At 33.7% G+C, this 20,522-nt stretch carries 10 protein-coding genes; all 10 read right to left on the bottom strand.

Annotated features, from left to right (window positions below; all coding sequences use genetic code 11):
* Nucleotides 1-10: 10 nt before the first annotated feature.
* The 10 genes from FA046_RS06125 to FA046_RS06080 all read right to left on the bottom strand — a co-directional run bounded on the left by FA046_RS06125 (nucleotide 11) and on the right by FA046_RS06080 (nucleotide 20,478).
* Complete coding sequence (locus tag FA046_RS06125; protein ID WP_225870889.1) at nucleotides 11-3,265, bottom strand: SusC/RagA family TonB-linked outer membrane protein; 3,255 nt, start codon at nucleotides 3,263-3,265, stop codon at nucleotides 11-13.
* A 416-nt stretch (nucleotides 3,266-3,681) separates the two neighbouring features.
* On the bottom strand, nucleotides 3,682-4,998 hold the full coding sequence (locus tag FA046_RS06120) for a polysaccharide lyase 6 family protein (protein WP_136825506.1): 1,317 nt from the start codon (nucleotides 4,996-4,998) through the stop codon (nucleotides 3,682-3,684).
* A gap of 1 nt (nucleotide 4,999) precedes the next feature.
* Nucleotides 5,000-6,214: a glycoside hydrolase family 88 protein gene (locus tag FA046_RS06115; protein ID WP_136825505.1), complete on the bottom strand. Its 1,215-nt coding sequence runs from the start codon at nucleotides 6,212-6,214 to the stop codon at nucleotides 5,000-5,002.
* Nucleotides 6,215-6,231: 17 nt separating this feature from the next.
* The gene (locus FA046_RS06110; protein ID WP_136825504.1) at nucleotides 6,232-7,431 is read right to left on the bottom strand and encodes an alginate lyase family protein; all 1,200 of its coding nucleotides are present in this window, start codon (nucleotides 7,429-7,431) and stop codon (nucleotides 6,232-6,234) included.
* A gap of 4 nt (nucleotides 7,432-7,435) precedes the next feature.
* Nucleotides 7,436-9,892, bottom strand: a complete 2,457-nt coding sequence (locus tag FA046_RS06105; RefSeq protein ID WP_225870888.1) for a glycoside hydrolase family 2 TIM barrel-domain containing protein — start codon at nucleotides 9,890-9,892, stop codon at nucleotides 7,436-7,438.
* 367 nt (nucleotides 9,893-10,259) lie between these two features.
* Entirely contained in the window at nucleotides 10,260-14,342 is a 4,083-nt protein-coding gene (locus FA046_RS06100) for a hybrid sensor histidine kinase/response regulator transcription factor (protein ID WP_136825502.1), read from the bottom strand.
* Between the two features lie 55 nt (nucleotides 14,343-14,397).
* Nucleotides 14,398-15,387: a chondroitinase-B domain-containing protein gene (locus FA046_RS06095; protein WP_136825501.1), complete on the bottom strand. Its 990-nt coding sequence runs from the start codon at nucleotides 15,385-15,387 to the stop codon at nucleotides 14,398-14,400.
* A 30-nt stretch (nucleotides 15,388-15,417) separates the two neighbouring features.
* Nucleotides 15,418-17,346 carry a sialate O-acetylesterase gene (locus tag FA046_RS06090; RefSeq protein WP_136825500.1) on the bottom strand — a complete coding sequence of 643 codons (1,929 nt, stop codon included), beginning with the start codon at nucleotides 17,344-17,346 and terminating at the stop codon, nucleotides 15,418-15,420.
* A gap of 211 nt (nucleotides 17,347-17,557) precedes the next feature.
* On the bottom strand, nucleotides 17,558-19,591 hold the full coding sequence (locus FA046_RS06085) for a hypothetical protein (protein ID WP_136825499.1): 2,034 nt from the start codon (nucleotides 19,589-19,591) through the stop codon (nucleotides 17,558-17,560).
* Nucleotides 19,588-20,478 (bottom strand): alpha/beta hydrolase, encoded by an 891-nt coding sequence (locus FA046_RS06080; RefSeq protein ID WP_225870887.1) that lies wholly within the window; start codon nucleotides 20,476-20,478, stop codon nucleotides 19,588-19,590. Before FA046_RS06080 ends, FA046_RS06085 begins: the two co-directional genes overlap by 4 nt.
* Between the last annotated feature and the right edge of the window lie 44 nt (nucleotides 20,479-20,522).

Below are 20,522 nucleotides of genomic sequence, written 5' to 3'. Positions count from 1 at the left end.
AAAGGTTAGTTTATAATGTAATGTCTAATCCAAAAGTTACCGTTCTAGCCCTTGGATAAGCAGAATAATCTAAACCAGTGGTGAGTGCCGTTGCAAAAGCATTTACTTCTGGGTCTAAACCCTGATATTTTGTAAGGGTATATAAATTTTGTGCTGAAGCAAACAATCTTAAGCCATTTAATTTTAACTTTTTAGTTAATGAAGGATTAAAAGCATAACCCATATTCACGGTTTTTAACCTGATAAAAGAACCATCTTCTACTATTCTTGAAGGATAAAAAGATGGAGCTCTACCGCCTGCACCAGCAGCCGAAAATTCATTTGAAGGGTTGGTTGGTGACCATCTATCGGCATAAGATGCAAACATATTTGCAGCCTTGGTTGCTCCTGTACCTCCGCCACCTTCCATCAAAATACGGTTTACATTCATAATTTCATTACCGTAGCTAAACTGTAAAAAGACGTTTAAATCAAATCCTTTATAACTGAAGTTATTTGAAAACCCTCCAATAAAATCGGGATTTGGATTTCCAATGGTAGTTAAATCGTTCGCATCTACCACTAAATCTCCATTCAAATCCTTAAACTTCCAAAATCCTGGTTGTATAGATGATCTATTGATACTAGAGGCCGCAATTTCTGGTTTTAAAAGATAAGTGATTCCACCAGTAGTAGGATTTGTGGTGGCATCAAAATCACCGTATTGATAAACACCATCGGAAACTAAGCCATAAAACATGCCAATTGGTTGACCAATTTGAGCAATAAATCCGGGAGCTGAACCTATGGTATTACTACTAGACCATCTTGCTATGGTGGTTAAGCTATTTTGACCAGAGGTAAGTGATAATACTTTGTTACGATTAAAAGATATATTAAAATTAGAGCTCCAATTAAATTTTTTGCCCGTTACATTAACAGTTGTTAAAGAAAACTCATATCCTCTGTTTTGTACCGATCCAATATTTTGGAAAGCGCTTATATAACCAGCACTACCAGGAAGTTGAGAGCTCAGTAATAAATCAGTTGTATTTTTATTGTAGTAATCGGCAACAAAGGTTATCCGTTGATTAAAAAATCCTAAATCAACCCCTAAATCTATTTCTTTTGTGGTTTCCCATTTTAATGATGGATTTGCCAAGGTTAATGGATAAGAACCTGTAGCAAAGTTTCCGTCAGAAGAATAAGAGTCTCTACCTCCAGTACCTAATAAAGCATAAGATGCATAATCAGAAACACGATTATTTCCAATTACGCCATAACTGGTTCTAATTTTAGCATCAGAAATCCATTTGCTATTTTTTAAGAATTCTTCTTGGCTTAAACGCCAAGCCACAGAACCAGATGGGAAATAACCCCAAATATTATCTCCTACAAATTTTGAAGAACCATCTGCCCTGAAACTTGCAGTGGCTAAATATTTAGATTTGTAATTATAATTCACTCTTCCTAAAAATGAAGCTAAAGTGTTTTGTCTTTGTGCTGTTTGTATAGAGAATGGAACGCCTTGACTTAAACCCGCTACTCCTAAATTTTCATTGGGTACCAAAGAAGCTCCAAATCCAGAAACGTTCACTTTATTAAGCGCCACAGTATTACCTAAAACAACATTTAAGGTGTGTTTCTTCAGGAAAATTTTATTGTAGGTTAAGGTGTTTTCATTTAAAAAATTATCTGATCCGGTGTAACTAATAGAGCCGTTTGGGCCACCATTACCTAAGGTGCTTATTGCACTTCCTAATCTTGATAATGAGTTGTTAAATTGCTCATACTTTAATAACCTAGAATTTATACCTCCGGTAACTTTTAACTTTAAATTATTGGTTATAGCATAATCTACATAGGCATTTGCGGTAATTAAAGAAGTTTTACGATCACGAGTTTCGTTATTTCTTGTTAAAACAGGATTCCATTGATAATTAATTGAAGAAAATTCTTCTAAGGAAGGATCTTGTGGCTCATCTAACAAATCATCTAAGGCATCCAAATCTCCAGTAACAGGTCTGTATCTCCAGGCACTTATTAAAAAAGCATCTGAGGTAGTATTTTGACCACTTATTTGACTTCCTGTAGTTGCAATATTACTATAGTTTACATTTAAACCCATTTTAAATTTCTTATTCAACACTTGGTCTAGTGTTGCTCTAGCTTGAAAACGTTTAAAATCTGAAGCTATTAATGTACCTTCTTGATTTGTGTATGAACTTGTCACTGAATATTTTGTGTCCTTATTACCTCCTCTTACAGAAATATCATGATTTTGCATAACTGCATTTCTGAATATTTGGTCTTGCCAGTCAATTCCTGCCACTTTATAATCTTCTAAAGATTTTGTTCCAGTAGGATTAAGTGTAGGACTAAAGATATCATAAATGACATAACTGCTATTTCCTAGTGATGGAATAGAATCTACATCTAATTGATACCTTACAAACTCATAAGGATCCATTAGCTCAATTTTATTAGTATTTGATTGAATGCCAAAAAAGTTTTTGTACGCCACTTTAGGAGCGCCAATGCTTCCTTTTTTAGTGGTAATCATAATTACGCCATTAGCTCCTCTAGAACCATAAATTGCGGTAGAAGATGCATCTTTTAACACATCAATAGATTCTATATCTGAAGGATTAAGAGAGTTGTTATCAAAGTTTTCAAGCGGGAAACCATCAATTACGTACAATGGAGAGTTATCTTGTGTAACAGAATTTCCTCCTCTAATGATAATGGTTGGCGCTGCGCCGGGCATTCCATCTGGTGAGGTTACTTGCACTCCGGCAATTCTACCGGCTAATGCATCATCAAAAGAAGTTACGGGTGCTTTTAACAAATCTGTCATAGCCACAGATGAAACAGAACCTGTTAAATCTCTTCTATTGACTTCGCCATAACCAATAACTACAATTTCGTTTAATAATTTTGAATCGTCTAAGAGGGTCACATTTAATATTTTTTTAGCCCCTACTAATTCTTCTTTTGTTACAAATCCTAAATAACTAAAAACAACAATAGATCTTGCATTTGGAACTGTTAAACTAAATTTCCCATTTACATCTGTAGTTGCTGCTGCTGTGCCGCCTTTTACTTTAACGCTCACTCCAATAAGTTGTTCTCCTTTAGCATCTACAACCGTACCGGTAATCTTAATAGCAGTATTTTGAGCTTTTGCATAAAAAGAAAAGCTCAAAAAAAGCCAGCTAAGCAACAACAACCCCTTCATTGCTGATGTGCTTAGTTTCACTAGTTTTTGAGTAATTGGTTTTTTCATAATTTAATTTTTGGTTATTGGTTTTTTTATTGAAATAAATACCATTTCATTAAATTAAATAACCCAAATCTTAAGTAGAATAAAAATTCTATTAAGCACTGCAGTTAGCAGTTAAGAGTTCATTTTAATGATTTGAAATAGTTCTAATTGGTTAATCTAAAGTAAATAAGTTAACCTACTAATAGGTGTAAAATCTTAAAAAAACAGGCAGAAAATCTTAAAAAAAGAACATTATTTTAACTAAAATGAGTTTAGTATGCTTAGAGAAGAAAAGTTTAATATGGGAGATAATCATCTCTGATACTGAAAATAAGATTGTAAGAATAACCTTATAAATAAAAAAAGGATAACCTTAAAGTTATCCTCACCTAAACCAAAAATTAATAAAATATAATAACCCTATTGTTATCCCAAACCTACCGCACTATTACCTGAAATTTATTTTTTATCAATTTTGGCCCAATACTTTCGTTAAGCCAAAAAGGGGCATCTTGTTTACTTTTTTCTTTGGTTAAATTTTCTTTTGTGGTTACAAACTCTTCAAACATTTGGGTAAAACCATCAATTAATTCAGCTCCTTTTACATAATTATTACTTACTGTTAGTTTTAGAGGTTGGTCTTCTAAATTCCATAGTATCTTAGGCTTAATAATATAATTATTACTTACTGTTAAATTTGTTGGAGGCACCACTCTTGTACTATTTTTTCCGGCACCTATAGCAAAAGCCTCCACACAATTTACAATTACATTATTCTTAATACTTGCATTTTTAACCGCAAAATATTCATTTAATTTAGGTCCTTTTAGCCCATTCATTACAGAAATAGCTGCCCTTAAACCTGTCCCTGTTAAGCCTTGCAGGTAATTATCATGCACACTTTGATTCTCGCCTATAATTCTAATTCCGCCTGTACCCTTTTTGCCGTTACCAATAAAATAATTATTTGCCACTTCAGAGTTGTTACCATGCCTAAAAGTAACCGTACCATCGCACTCATAAAATAAATTATTATTGATTTGGTTATACCCAGATTTTATGGAAATAATTTCGGCTTCACCATCACATTTATCAAAAATATTATACTCTACTTTGGTATTAGAATCATACATAGACCATTGGCTGGTTCCAATTCTAATGGTTTCGCCTCCATTTACACCCAAAGGCGGGCGAGGACCAAAATAATTATGATCTATTTGATGATAATTTGGTTTTTCTGAAAGCCAAACTACCAATGTAGTTCCCTGATGTGTTTTACCTTTTAAAGAACAATGGTCTACCCTATTATTTGTTCCGTTTAAAGAAATCCACTTATAATCTATGCTTTTATCAGGATGATTATAATTTAAAATACTGCTATTGGTTAAGCGGCTATTTGATGTGTTTTTAGTAAAAACAATTACATCTTCTTTATCAGAGTAACCATCGGAGAAAGCCAAGCCATCTACCACTAACCATTCTCCTTCAATTTTTAAACTGGAGTTTCCGGACAGAGTGATTGAACTGGCTGTTGAACTTAGCAAATAGATAGGCTGTTTTTCTGTTCCTTTACCTTTAAATACAATTTTTTGATCTTTCCAATCTCCCTGTTTAAGAATCACTGTATCACCGGGTGCTAATTTTAAAATATTAATTTCTATAGCCGAAGAAACCACATAATCTTTAGCTATTGAACTAGTGTTTAAAAGGAATAAAAAGCTAAAAAAACCAATTAACGAGCCTAAATTCTTCATTTTATTGAATTACAGGTTGCTGGTTTTTAATATTTTTATATCTCACTAAAGCCTCTAAATAGTAATAATCTGCATAGCTTAAGGGTACATCTACTTCGCCATTATGAGGTTTAGAACCTGTACTATGATCTAAAATAAATCCTCTTTTTTCGCCCAAAGCAGCACTATATTTCTTATTGATGCTTTTCATAATTTTATTTGCTTTCGCGATATAATTCTTGTTATTGGTATAAGCACTTAACTCATACAAAGCTGATGCATATATTGCAGCGGCAGAAACATCTTTGGGCTCCTGAGGTATTTGTGGCGCATCAAAATCCCAGTAAGGGACCAAATCTGAGGGCATATTTTTATGGCTAAATATGAATTTTTCTATATTTTTTGCCTGTTCTAAATACTTTGGATCTTTAGTTTCGCGATAGCACATGGTATAGCCATAAAGCGCCCAACCCATTCCACGAGCCCATGCTGAAGCATCTGAGTAGCCTTGGTGAGTATTCTTCTTTACTACTTCACCTGTTTTGGGGTTATAACCTATTACATGGTAAGTGCTAAAATCGGGTCTGAAATGATTTTTTAAAGTGGTATTGGCATGGCTCACTGCAATTTTATAAAAGGTTGAATCTCCGGTAAGTTTTGTAGCCTCAAAAAGCAATTCGAGGTTTAACATGTTATCTATAATTACTGGAAAATCCCACTTATCAGCATTATGATCCCAAGATCTGATGGCACCTACAATAGGATTAAAACGAGTGGCTAAAGTTTTAGCCGATTGAATAATGACCTCTTTATAATGATTGTCTTTTGTTAAACGATAGCCATTTCCAAAACTATTATACACCTTAAAGCCCATATCGTGAGTTTTGCCATTAAGTTTCTCTTCTTCAATTTTGGAGGTAAATTTTTGAGCCTCAGTTTTCCACTTTTCATCTTTAGTAAGCTCAAATAAATACCATAATTCGCCGGGGAAGAAACCGCTTGTCCAGTCTTTGGAGGCCACTAATTTTAATTCTCCGTTTTCTAAAGTGCGGGGCGAAACTAAAGTTCCGTTTTTATCATCTGCTTTTTCAATTTCGCTCAGCATTAAATCAGTTTGCTGCTCTGCATGTTTCAATGTTTTTCTAATATTAGGCTTTTGAGCGTTTGTAAAACCAATAGTAGAAAAGGCAATTAATAGTATTAAAAAGATTCTTTTTGGGTTGATAAGATTAATCATACAATGATATTTTAAAATTAATTGATCCAAATTAATGGATATTTTACCGGTAAGTTTCTGATAACTTCGGCTACTTTAGGCTGATGATCTAATTGTTTCCAGGTTAAAAACCAGCTATTTTCTTGATAAGCATTTGCGCCAAATAAAAGTGCAGGTTGCGCTACAGGCCAATTTTCCCAATACATTACATCGGGCTTTAATTCCCACTTACTTTTATCGGCTATAAATGGGTAAATAAAACTGATTCCTTTTTTAATTGACTTTCCATCAGAAGTTTCATAAGCCCATAAATTATCTTTTGGAGTTGATAAAATCTGACATAAGGTACTCATGGCATCCAAATTAAAAAGAGAATAACCATAAGGTTTTGTACGAGCCATTTCTAATGGGAAACTGCCATTCGCTGCCATTTGATTTGGCAATAAAACTGTTTTGTATCGATTTGTACAGAAATCTAAAAGCTCTTGATTGTTGGTTAACTTTGCAAAAGACGCCACCTGCATGGTAAAACAAGTACCATGATTATTTTTAGCCGCCATTTCTGCTTTTCCATTAGGGTGCGACATTAACCAAGTTAAATAATCAGCAAACCAATTCTTTATTGCGGCTAAATCTGTTTTGTTAATTTTGCTTTGCATCACCAAAGTTCCCTGTGCCACATCCATTAAATGAACGGTATCAATAATGCCAATTCCTCTTCCGGTGAATAATCCTTTAATGGCTTGTGCGAATTGCAAATTTGGATTCATGCGGGTTTCTGGATTCAGAAACCAAGCTTTTAAATGTAATACTGCATGTTTTACGTATTTTTTGTTTTTTGTGATTTTATATGCCGATGAAAGAGAACCTATAATTTGGCTAAATCTTATCATCGCAAAACGATGCGCTACAAAATTATCAGGATTGGTTAATCCATCTTTTTGAATGTAAGGCCCATTAGGATCTTGAGGATTAGGCCACCAATAATCTCCTTCAGAATAGAAATCATTTTTACCGCCTGCACTTCTATTTGAAATTGAAGCTGTTACCGTAATGGGTTCTTGTTTTAAAGCCCATTCTGCTTCTTCCATTATCTGTTTTTTTAGAATTTCTTCTGCTTGGTTTTTAATGTTTATTGGCGAAGCAATAGATTTTGAAGCACTGCATATCAAAAATAAACCAGCCAAAATAGCCAAACAGTAAAAAGATTTAAATGGGATGCTCCTTAATCTGCTCATCAAACTATAGATTTAAAAACACGGTAGAAATTCCGTCTGCTTTAGCACTAGCCACACTTTTACCACCATTGGTTTTCAAACTGATGGTTGCTCTTCCATTATAGAACTGCACTTTTTTAGACCCTGATGAAGTCCCACGATTATCCAGCAGTTTTCCATCACCGGTAAGGTTAAAATTTACATACTCTTTAGCATCTAAACATAAAACGTTGTTGGCATCTAAAACCTTAACCTGAATGGTGATTTCGCCATCAGCATCTGCTATTTTTTCTAAAATTAATTTGGCCGGCTTTCCCCATTTAGCAGTTTGGTAATTTTGAGTCAGCTCATCAACTACTGTTTCTTTTCCTTTTTTGGCAATTACTTTTATTTGGTTTACACCTTCTTTGTAATTCACCATCCAGCGTAAGCCTGATGCTGGAAAATCTTGACTATTACGTTTTTTAACGCCCATACTTTGTCCGTTAAAAAACAACTCGGCTTCCTCTGCATTAGAATATACTTTCAGCATTTTAGCTTCTCCTACATCTCCCCAACGTGTTGGCCAACTATGACCATAAATGTGGGCCATTAGCTTGTCTGTCCAGTAAGATTGAAAAACGTAAAAAGCTTCTTTTTTAGTAAAATCTCTTTCTATTACGCCTTTTTGGTTCATGTAAGGCACAGGGTTATCTGGTCTTACTGGCGTAGAAAAATCTTTAAAAGGCCAATAAGCAGATCCACTTAACCAAGGCATGGTTTCTTGCTCTTTTAAGTGCCAATCTATTAAATTACACACATAACTTTCGCTCCAATCTCCATCTTTAGAAACCCTTGCACTTCCGCCAAATAATGATGCGTCTCCTGCTCTTTCATCAGCACTTTCAGCTTTTTTAATTTTACTTAAAGCATCATCTGGAGTTTCAGAATGTCTGCCAGCATGACTATCGCCGCCCCATTCTACATGTAGAAACCGATCAACCGAATCAAATTCTTTTTTACTAACTTCTTTATATTCAGTATATATTCCTCGGTACCAACCGGCCCAAATAGAGGGAGAATAAACATCTACTATATCTTTACAAAAATCACATCTTCTAATGGCAGTATTACGGGTAGGATCTAATTGATGGCTCAAAGTGTTGAGTTCTTTCATAAAAGTGCGAATCGCTTCTTCATCAAATGTGGTAAAATCACCTGGCCAATCGTTTTCATTTCCTAAGCCCCAAATAATTACTGATGGGTGGTTATAATGCTGCTCTATCATGTTTGTGAGCATTCTACGGGCTTGATCTTTATAAACTTCGCCACCTAAACCTCCTCTACACCAAGGAATTTCTTCCCAAACCATAATGCCTAAACTATCACAAAGGTTTAATACAATTCTTGATTGCTGATAATGCCCTAAACGGATAAAGTTTACACCCATATCTTTCATCATCAGCATTTCGGTACGAATCATATCCTCTGTCATGGCGGCGGCTACATCCGCATGATCTTCATGGCGATGGGTTCCTCTTAGCAATAATCTTTTTCCATTTAAATGAAAAGGACCTTTTCTAATGAATTCGAAATGGCGAAAACCAACTTTTTCTATATTGGTATGAGTTTCTCCGTTTGTAGCGACACTAAGTTCTACTGTGTAAAGATTTGGCGCATCTGGCGACCATAATTTTGGTTTATTGATGTTGATTTTAGCTAAGTCATTTTTACTTTGAAAGCTGGTAACCTCACTTTTTAAAGTATAAATAATTTTTCCGAATGGATCTTTAACTGTAACCATTGCGTTGACAGTGCCTACTTGTGTTGGATTATAAAACCTACCAGAAATATTTAGCGTTCCTTTTTTTCCTTGAGCATCAACCTCTGCTAATGCAAAAACTTTATCTACAGAAACGGGAGGCGTGTACACCAAGTTTAAGTACCTGTAAATACCGCCATAAACATTAAAATCTGATAGACTTGACGGAATCATTTCTAAATCTCGGGAGTTATCTGTTCTTATAGCAATAGGAACCTGACCTTTAAATTGCTCGTTAAAAACTTTTTCTTTCTTAAAAGCAGCAACGGCATCAGTAATATCTACCGTAAATTCATCATAACCGCCCACATGCTCTCCTACTTTGGTATTGTAAACATAAACCGCAGTTTTTTGTCCGGCACCTTCAAAATGCAAAAGAATTCTTCCGTTTTTATAGCTGTTTTCTATAGTTAAATTTGTACGATACCATCCCGGCCCTTGATAATAATTTAAATCAGGGTCAACCGCATCTTGAGCATTAAAGCAATGTGGAAGACTTACTTTTGACCAAATGGGTACACTTTCTGAGCTCCCTTCTTTAACCGGCCTCATGGCTTCCCAAACACCTCCTAAATCTCCTTTTAAAAACTCCCAACCTTGGTTTAAACGCTTTGTTTGTTGAGATTTCACAGAATGGCTAAGGCTTAAAAACACAGCAAGTAACACTAATAATCTTCGCATCAACATCATTTTCATTTCTTAAATTAATTATATAAAAGGGTAGTTAAATTAATTATTTTCATAGGCATTTTTTCTCAACAGCAATTTTTAATCTAATAAAGCCATATCATTATTTTGTACTAATACATTGTTAAATAACAATACCAACAAGATATTAAGCATTAATAATGGTTTCGGTTATAATTTACTTTTTTGGGAAGCACTAAACTAGCGCAATAGCCAAGTTTACAGAGGTAATATTTTAAATAAAAAGGGTGAAAATCTTATTTATCGACCAATTAAAAGCTTGTAAATAGTAGTTACGCTACTCATACGCAACTTACCAAAAAATGATAACGATTTTGTGTGTTATAATTTGATGAAGGAGCTAATTGAATTTTGAAGGACTTATACCGTATTGTTTACTAAATTCTTTACTGAAATACTTAGCATCGGTAAAGCCTACCATATAAGCTATTTCTGATATATTATTATTGCCTTGCTGTAGTAATTGAACCGCTCTTTTTAAACGGATAGATTTAATAAAATTATTTACGGTTAAGCCTGTTAAAGCTTTAATTTTTTTATAAAAAATAGGGGTACTCATTCCTATTTCTGCGGCAAATTGGTTTACATTAAATTCTGAATTGCTTATATTATCTTCTAGTAAATGAAGTATCTTATTTAAAAACTCTTCATCAGATGATTCAAATTCAACGTCTGAAGGTTGTAGTGTAAAATGATGACTAAACTTCTTTCTCCTATTTTCTTGAGCAGCAATTAAATTCTGTATGTTTAATTGCAACTTTCGCAAACTAAATGGTTTGGTGAGGTATAAATCGGCACCTGTTTTTAGCCCCTCCAATTCATGAATATCTCCAGACCGAGCCGTTAATAAAACCACAGGAATATGACTGGTTCTTTCATCAGTTTTTACGTTTCGGCAAAGTTCAAAACCATCCATTACGGGCATCATTACATCGCTAATAATTAAATCGGGAATAAGTTCTGTAGCCATTTCCAAGGCTTTTAAGCCATTTTCGGTTTCAACAACTAAATAATCAGAAGATAAAGTTTGAGTAATAAATTTCCTCAATTCTAAGTTATCTTCTGCAATCAAAACAACATGCTTTCCTTCTTTATTAACCTGATTTATTTTTACAGGTTCTTGATCTATCATGTTGTCTATTTCTGTTTGCAACACATAACCGGTTAAACCCTCTTGATCTATATTTTCTTTTAATTCATCCTTTTTAAAATGATTAAACCCCGTTTTAAGTAAAAGACAAAAACAGGTTTGAGCATCGTTTTCATCTAAAAACAAATCGCCATGGTGCAGGTTTGCAATCCGTTTAGATAGTGCTAAACCTATCCCTGTTCCTGCATTCCGCTGTTGGTGGTTACCTGCCTGATAAAAATCAGTAAATAATTTTGGAATACTTTCTTTTGGAATACCGGCGCCATTATCACACACTTTTACTAAAATTTGAGAATCTACTACCTGAATATTAATGGAAACTTTACCTTGATCAGGAACAAACTTAAAAGCGTTAGAAAGCAGGTTAAAAACAACTTTCTCTAATTGATCTTTATCAAAATAAGCCTGTACAATTGAATGTTCACTTTCAAATTTAAAATGGATATTTCTTTGAAAAGCCATGTCTTGAAAAGACAAATAAATTTCTTTAATAAAACTCACCAAATTATCTTCGGTAACGTTCAATTTCATCTTACCAGATTCTACTTTTCTAAAATCCATTAACTCGTTTACCAAACGATAAAGTCTTTTTACATTTTTATTAACATCTAATAATTGCCTGTTAAGATTTCTGTTCTCAAAGCTGTCTTGTATCAATTTTTCTAGCGGCGCCATAATTAGTGTTAAAGGCGTTCTAATTTCATGAGATACATTAGTGAAAAAAGACAACTTCATCTGATGAATGTCATGCTCTCTTTTTAATAAAGCCCGCATTAATAAAAATCTCACCACAATAAAAAGTAAACCTATAACCACTAGGGTATAAAATAAATAAGCCCACCAAGTTTTCCAAAACGGGGGGTTAATATTGATGATGAGTTGTTTTGGTTCTGAGTTCCAAATACCATCATTATTTGTCCCTTTTATGAGCAGTTTATAAGTTCCGTTGGGTAAATTATTAAAGGTAATGCTTGGGTTTTCTAAATCTTTCCATTCATTTTCAAAGCCATCAAGCTTGTAGGCAAATTTATTTTTTTGAGATTTTACAAAGTTAAGTGCTACAAAATCTATGGTAAATGTATTTTGATCATAAGAAAAAGTAATCTCGTTAGTTTTTATGAATGCTTTAGATAATAATTTAGTTTCATCATTAATCTCTACATTTTTATTAAAAAGCCTTAACCTTGTGAAAGCTATTTTTGGAACTGTTTTATTCTCAACAATTTCCTCGGGCTTAAAACTTACCAAACCATTATATCCACCAAAAAATAGTTCTCCTTTACTATCCTTTAAAAAGGAGTGATAATTAAAAACATTACCCGGCAAACCATCACCTCTGGTGTAAATTTTAAATTTACCTGCATTTAATTTAGCTAAACCTTTATCGGTACTTATCCATAAATAGCCCTCATTATCGTTTACAATACTGGTTACATTATTAGAGGGCAAACCTTCATCTAAACCATAAATTACTGTCTTTTTTGTAGCGATATTAAAACTTAACAAACCTTTGTTTGAGCTACCAAACCAAATTAAGCCTTTGCTATCTTGTTGAATACAGTTTACATTATTTAAAGCTATTTGATTGGGATTTTCAAACTTGCTGAAACTATTTCCATTTTTTGAAAGATAAAATATCCCATTGGAAGCCGCTACCCAAATATTTTGTTTTTGATCTTGAAAGATATAATTGATAAATTTTGACGGCAAATGATACAAACTCTTACTTTCTAATAATGATGTAAAACCATCTTTTTGAGCATTATATTGATAAAGCCCGCTACCCTTGGTTCCAATCCAAAGCCTATCTAAATGATCATAAAATAAATAAGAGACTCTATTGGCTGATAATGAATTTGGATCATCAGGGTTTAACTTATAATTTTTAAAAATTCCGGTTTTAGGAGAATATAAATCTAAACCTGATTCAAAAGCTGCTATCCATAAGTCGCCATTTTTATTAATAGCAATGGATTTAATAAGGTTAGAACTTAAGGTGCTTTTAGCTCCAGAACTTACGCTAAACTTTGCAAACTGACCTGTTTTTCTGTTATAATAATTCAACCCCTCGGCTTCGGTACCAATCCATAAATTATTTTGTTTGTCTTCTACAATTGCACTGATAATATTACTGCTCAGTGAATTTTTGTAAGAATAATATTTATAAATTTTGAAGGTAACGGCATTAGGATGATACACATTTACGCCTCCATAATATGTTCCAACCCATACTGAGCCTGCTTTATCCTGAAAAACATCATAGATAGAATTTTGACTAATGCTGGTAGAATTTTCCGGATCGTGTTTTTGAAGTTTAAATTGCCGACTAACCGGATCAAAAATATTTATTCCATTTAAGGTAGCAATCCAAAGATTACCATCTTTATTCACCATTATTTTTCTTATGGTATTGCTACTCAAGCTATTTTGATTGCCTGGCTCACTCTTAAAATGCCGAAACTGATTATTTGTTCTATCAAAAAAATCTAAGCCGTTAAAATGGGTTCCAATCCACAGGTTATGATTTAAATCTTCGGTAATGGCGTTAACATCATTTGAGGCTAAACTTTGCTGGTTTAATGGCTCATGTACATAGGTTTTAAGCCTATATAATCCATTTTTTAAATCCATGGAAACCAAACCTTTTAAACTTCCTACCCACAAAATATTTTTACTATCCTGATAAATGGCCTTTATAATAGGATGAACCATCTTGTTACCTACAGATCCAGAACAAAAAAATCGTTCAAACTTTTGATTTCCAACTAATTTATTCAGTCCATTTTCTGTTCCAACCCATAGGTTTCCCTGCTTATCTTCATAAAGGCTTCTGATGGTATTATTACTAAGGCTGGTTTTATTGTTTGGCTGGTTTAAATACCTGATAAAAGAATTGGTTTCGGGGACATATTTATTTAAGCCTTCTTGAGTGCCTACCCACAAGTTTCCTTTACTATCTGTTAATAAAGTATTGATATTTAAACTGCTGCTGATAGAGTTTTTATCATTAACTTGATGTTTATAAACTTCAAACCCTTGAGAGTCGTAGCGGTTTAAACCATCTTTTGTACCCATCCAAATAAAGCCCATACTATCTTGAGCGATAGATAATACGCTGCTTTGTGAAAGGCCTCTTTCTACCGTAAAACGTTCGAACTGAAACTGGTTGATTTGCGCAAATAAAGGACAAGAAAAAAACATTACCCATATATAAAAGGCAAATGTTTTTTGATAAATTTTAAAAGGTTTTAGTTTAAAACTGATGTATTTCATACTTAAAAAGCATTCATAAATATAAAAATTATCTCCTATTTTAAGCTTAGGGAAATTATTTTGAAAGCGGAATATTAGCTACGCCCATTAAAGCTCCTTTAACTTTATTATTGCTATAAATGATATTCCCTATAGCTACTCCTTTACTACTTTTTAATCTGATATTAAAGCCATAACCTTTTGCATTTACATTAGAAATGTTGTTTTTAAATTCATTATAACACCCCCAACCGCTGTAAGCACAATTTACCTGATAACCATCTAGCAAAACAGATGGCTGGCTATTATTCCCGGTGTTATTTTCAATGATATAATAATTTCCTTTTACGTCTATCCAGCTATCGGCACTATTTGCACCTGTTATTCCTTTAGAGTCAAAACTGTTTCCTCTTATAATACCACCTGTTGTTCCTTCTTTAATATCAATACACTCGGCGGCTACAAAAGGTCCAATTTTATTGTTTATAACCTGATTAGAATCACATTTATCAGGCTCTCCATTAGAAATTTTAGACCAGTTACTATAAGCGGTACCAATATAAATTCCTTCACCATAATCCGGCGTTTTTAATCCGGTATAACTCACTTCAGAGTTTTTAACAATATTGAATTTGCTAAATTTTCTGAAATGAATAGCTTCTTCGCCTACTTGAGTAACCAGTATATTATCTATAATATTATAACTGGCCTGGTCTGTAACTAAACCCTTTAAACCATTACGAATGGTGATTCCATTAATAGTCCAAAAGTTAGCTTGTACATATAATACATAACCTGTTTGAATGGTATTGGCATCTAAAATCGCGTTTCTACTCCCGGTAAGTTTAATAGGTTTATCTCTAGTGCCAGAAGCACTGGCTGCAATCACAAAATTACCTTGATATAAACCATCTTTAAGCAAAATCTCGTCTCCGGGTTTGGCAGCCTTTAAAGCTTGTTTCAATTCTATTGCATTAGCAACATTAATGATATTAACTTTATTAGATAGCCCATTTCCGGATAATAATAAACTGATAATGAGTGAAATAACAGGAATGAAATACATTTTATAAGCTTTATGCTGATTTTTATTCAACTATTTTTCAGTTCTAAAAGCTGAAGCTGGTAAACCTTCTTTGTTATAAAGATTGGCTCCTTCTGGATTATCTGCCCACGCATACCTTACCGCTACTGGCGATGATATATTTTCATTCCAAACCGTAATGGTATTCTTAGATATTTTAGCTTTTGCCCAAACAAATTTTTTGTTAGCACCTGCAATAGAAAAATACTTTAACTCCCCTTCGTTTTTAGCCATTAAGCCACTTCCTATGTTTGAAAAACTAAGAATTATTTTATTCTTCTTAATTTTCATAGATTGATAAACGGGACCAGAATATACTACTTTCTCATCACCGTAAGCTACTTTTTGAGCTACTAAAGCCAATCGCTTACCAACATCCAATTTATTTTTAGGATGCACATCATTCCATTCGCCAATATCATTAGCTACCGCCATACCTGTATTTGGTAAGGCCAACGTTTGTTGTTGAGCTTCTTGCAAAGCAGCTAAACTACTTTCACTAGGTTCTTTTTTAGGCGGATTGTTATTGGCTAATTGTACAAACAGAAAAGGGAAATCACCCTGCGCCCATTCTTCTCTCCATTGGGTAATTAAGCCAGAAAATAGTTGATGGTATTCTTGGTTTCTACCAATGTTTGACTCTCCCTGATACCAAATTACACCTTTAATGGCATAGCCAACAAGCGGCTCTAACATTCCATGGTACATTGCGGTAGGTTCTCTTTGAAAAGTCGTCATTCCGCCTCTTTGCAAAGGTTTACTGCTGTTAGATAGTTTGTATTGCCAATCGCCTTTAAGGTCTATATTTTTGCTATTGAGTTCTAATTGATAAGGCTTATCTTTAATAAATCCTGCATCTCCACCTTCATTTAAAACACGAACGATGATCACATTTTTTCCCACTTTTAAAAGCTTTGCTTCAATAATATAGTTTCTATCCAGATATTTATTACCAGTTGTACCCACCATTACGCCATTAAAATAAGTAATATCTCTTTGAATGATATTTCCCAATTTTAATATCGCATTTTTACCTAAATCTGCAGCATCAATATTTATCTCTTTCTTAAACCAAACCACACCGGCATCACTTAAACCTTTATCTTGCCAAAAAGCAGGCATTTGTATTGTTTTCCAGTCTAATGAATTATAATTATTCTCATACCACTTTTCTTTTGTTCCAATATCCCCATCATTCACTTGTTTGTACCAACTATCCACCATCTCTTTATCTTGCGCAGTAATCTTATCTACTAAAGCAGTATCCTTATATTTCATCGCATTAGCATAATAATTTGGAAAATCTTTTAAAGCATTTTCATTCATCCATGCTTCGGCTGGTGTACCGCCAAAAGAACTATTGATGATTCCGATGGGGACTTTATACTTTTCATATAAATCTTTAGCAAAAAAATAACCGACTGCTGTGAAATTAGGCACCGTTGTAGGACTAGCCGCCTGCCACCCATTTACAGATTCTATATCATTAGATGTGTTAAAACCAATTCGTCTTTTTACCTGAAAATGCCTGATCTGATCATTAGTAGAAGCTGCTATTTCTTTAGAATATTTCTCGGCAGATTTATACAATTCATACTCCATATTAGATTGACCAGAGCAAAGCCAAACATCGCCTATTAAAATATTTTTAACAGTAATTGTATTGGTTCCAACAATTTTCATTTCAAAAGGACCACCTGCTTTAACCGGATTAAGCATCACTTTCCATTTTTTATCGATACCTGTTTTAGCAACATAGGTTTTCCCATTAAATGAAACGGTTACTTCTTCGCCATTATCTGCCCAACCCCAAATGGGTATTTTTATGTCTCGTTGTAAAACAATACCATCACTAATTAAACTCGGTAAAATTACCTTTGCACTTAATTTACCGCCTAAGAGAAGTAAAAAAATACAGCATACAAGTTTTAAATTTTTCATCTTACTTTTTTAATCCTTTAAATTAGAGTGTATGTCCTTTTCTTTCTCATTTAAAAAAGAATGCAAAAAACACATATTTTTATTGCTTATAAATATTGATTTAGGTTAATAAAATCAGCCCAAGCTACGCTTTTTAGTACTATATGAAAGGTAAATTGGTTATCACATCCAAAAAATATTTAGAAGGCTCGTTATTTTTCCCTTGTTAATTTTACAATTTCAAAAATTTAATACTATCACCCTCAGCCGTTTTAATGTAATAAACACCTGCTTGAAAACTAGAAACGTTAACTAATTGCGTACCTTTTCCTTTTATGGTTAACATTTTTTGCCCTGCACTATTATAAAAAAATAAAGATGTTTCTACATCTTGAGTAATATTCATTTCTAAAATTTCTTCCACAACATTTGATTTTAAAATCAGGCCGCTTGATTTAAACTTTATCACCTTAATTGGGCTATAGGTGAAATTCCCATCAAAATCAACTTGTTTTAAACGATAGTAATTTAAACCAATAACAGGAGATAGATGTTCAAACTGATAATTAGCTGTTTGATTAGAGTTGCCCTTACCTTTTACCTCTCCAACTATTTTAAAATCTAAATTATTAGTAGCGTGTTCCACCAAAAAAACATAATTGTTTTTCTCTGAAACTGTAGACCAACTAATTAAAGTTGATGTAAACTGTGCCTTTATATTGAAGCCTCCCAAAACTATTGGAAGTGTATTATTGCTTAGTCTTTCATTTAACTGAGCATTAAATAAACTAGGAATTGCAGTAATATAGGTTCCGTTAGATTCTTTAATACCCATTGGCTCTGTAGTCATAAACCCAACATTGGTGATTACTCCTTTAAATCCTACGGCCCAATTTCTATGTTCACCTGGAGGATCTTGTAATACCATTTCACTACCCATACAATTCCAAAACATAATTTGCGCTCCTGCCCAACCATGCCCCGAACCAGAAGTAGTCCTGTTTTCGACATCAAGTTGACCATTACCAACAATTTGGTCAAATAAAATACCAGTTGACCATCTTTGATGAGGCCCAATATTATTCTGTTGTAAAGTAGCAGTACAATTATAAAATACATTTGGACCTGCTGCAATAGATCCGGTTACATAATCATGTCTACCACTACGTGTAGTACAATTCTTAACTAATGTGCGCTGTCCATCAACATTAAAAGAATAGCGTCTACCTCCCGTAATTTGTGACTTTGCATCTAACATTTTACAATTATCAACGGTGATGAAACTAGCACTTTTATTCACATTTACTGCTGCAAATCCAAAATAATACACTTCTATGTTAGAAGCCCATGCGTTTATTATATTTTTAAAAGCTATGGCTTCCCAACCGTGGTTTTCATCTGTGTTAGAGGTATAGGTAGACGTAATTCTCATATTTTCTATACCACATTTTTGTATTCTATAATCATTAAACCTCACCACTTCAGCGGTTGTATATAATGGATCAATAACATCCATAACGGGCGCATCAAAAGAAATGATATTCCCATTTACTGCGGTTATCTTCCTTTCATAATAAACATCATAGGCTTGAGGGGTCCAATTAACAGTTTGAGCATCAGCACCAGCTAACGTACTTAAAATATCCATTTTCAATAAAGAAATCCAAGCTTGATTTGGAATATGATGAATAAAAACATGGTTACCTACTACAAATGTATGTCCGTTTGCTACTGTAACTTGTTTCGACCCAATAGAAACATAAGTATCTGTAACTGCTTTTAATGAGGAATATGAAAGAGCTGTACCAGTACTTCCGGCAAAATTAAATAAGGTATGCTGTGAGGTTTTGGTAGCAATGAAATTGGTACCCGAACCGTTAAATCCCTCTCCTCTTAGTACAATTCCGCTCGTATTAATGGTGATGATATCACTTATATTATAATTTCCCGCTTTAAACAAAATAGCACCTCTAAAACCGTTAGCATCTGGCGTTAAAGCAGCCACTTCGTCTATAGCGCTCTGTACGTTAGCTAAATTATCTCCCGATACAGGATTTACAGTTTTCACAACCTCAATTGTTGGTATAGCCAATTCACTGTTCATATAACCTACCCCACTAAAATCAGGAACTTTATTTCCTTTACTATCAGCAGCATAGGTCAATTTACCATTGACATCTATTGAAACCAGATTAGAAGTTTGTGCAATGCTAGGAGTACAACTCGTAATCCACAAAAAAAGATAAATTATTAATTTATTATTCATTTGAATTCCTTCAGACTCAAAATAAATTTCATAATTGCATTATTTAACGTTGCATTTTGCTCAGATGTAAATTGCCCATGTAAACCATCCGGAATAGTCATAAATTCATTTTTTACACCTAATTCATCCAATTTTTTCTTTAGATCGATAGATTGCTGAATAGGAACTGTTGGATCAGCATCACCATGTGCTATAAATATTGGCGGACTATCTTTTTTAACCTGATAAATTGGAGAAACAGATTCTATAAAAGCTTGATCAGCAACTTTTCCTCCTAACCATTTCCTTTCAGAGCCGCTTCTAAACTTGCCATATCTTTTATCGCCAACATCTACAATTCCATATTTATCAATAATGGCTGCTACCTTAATATTTTTTACTCCTGGGCAATTTGTATCAAATCTGCTGTCATTAGCTAACAAACCACCCATTAACGCTAAGTGCCCTCCGGCCGAACCACCCATAATTATAATCTTGTTCACATCAATGTTTAAAGCTTTTGCATTTTTAATCAGATAAATTAAGGCACAACGCGTATCTTCTATCGCAGCAGGAGCTGTTGCTTGACCTGAAAGACGATAAGCAATGTTTGCCACCGCAAAGCCAGCTTTAAAATAGGTATTGAAACCTCCTTGCGTATCTTTTGATCCACCACTCCAACCTCCACCATGTATATTGATAATTGCCGGAGATAAACCTTTATCTTTTGAGGGCAAATAAAGATCCATTTTTCCTTCCCAACCGGGTGCAGAAGTATAAACTACATTTAACTCACTGGTATAACCTGCCGGATAGGTTACTTTTTTTATAACTGGAACCTCCTCTTGAGCATAAACAAAAGATGCTACAACTAATAGATTGAATAAAATAACTATTTTTTTCATCATCGTTTTATTAAAAATTTAAACAAAAGACACTAATCAAAAACAGA

This window comes from Pedobacter cryophilus, from assembly GCF_005116455.1.
GTDB classification, from domain to species: Bacteria; Bacteroidota; Bacteroidia; order Sphingobacteriales; family Sphingobacteriaceae; genus Pseudopedobacter; species Pseudopedobacter cryophilum.
Note: the sequence above shows the minus strand (reverse complement) of the source record. Positions and strands in the feature narration are given on the sequence as shown.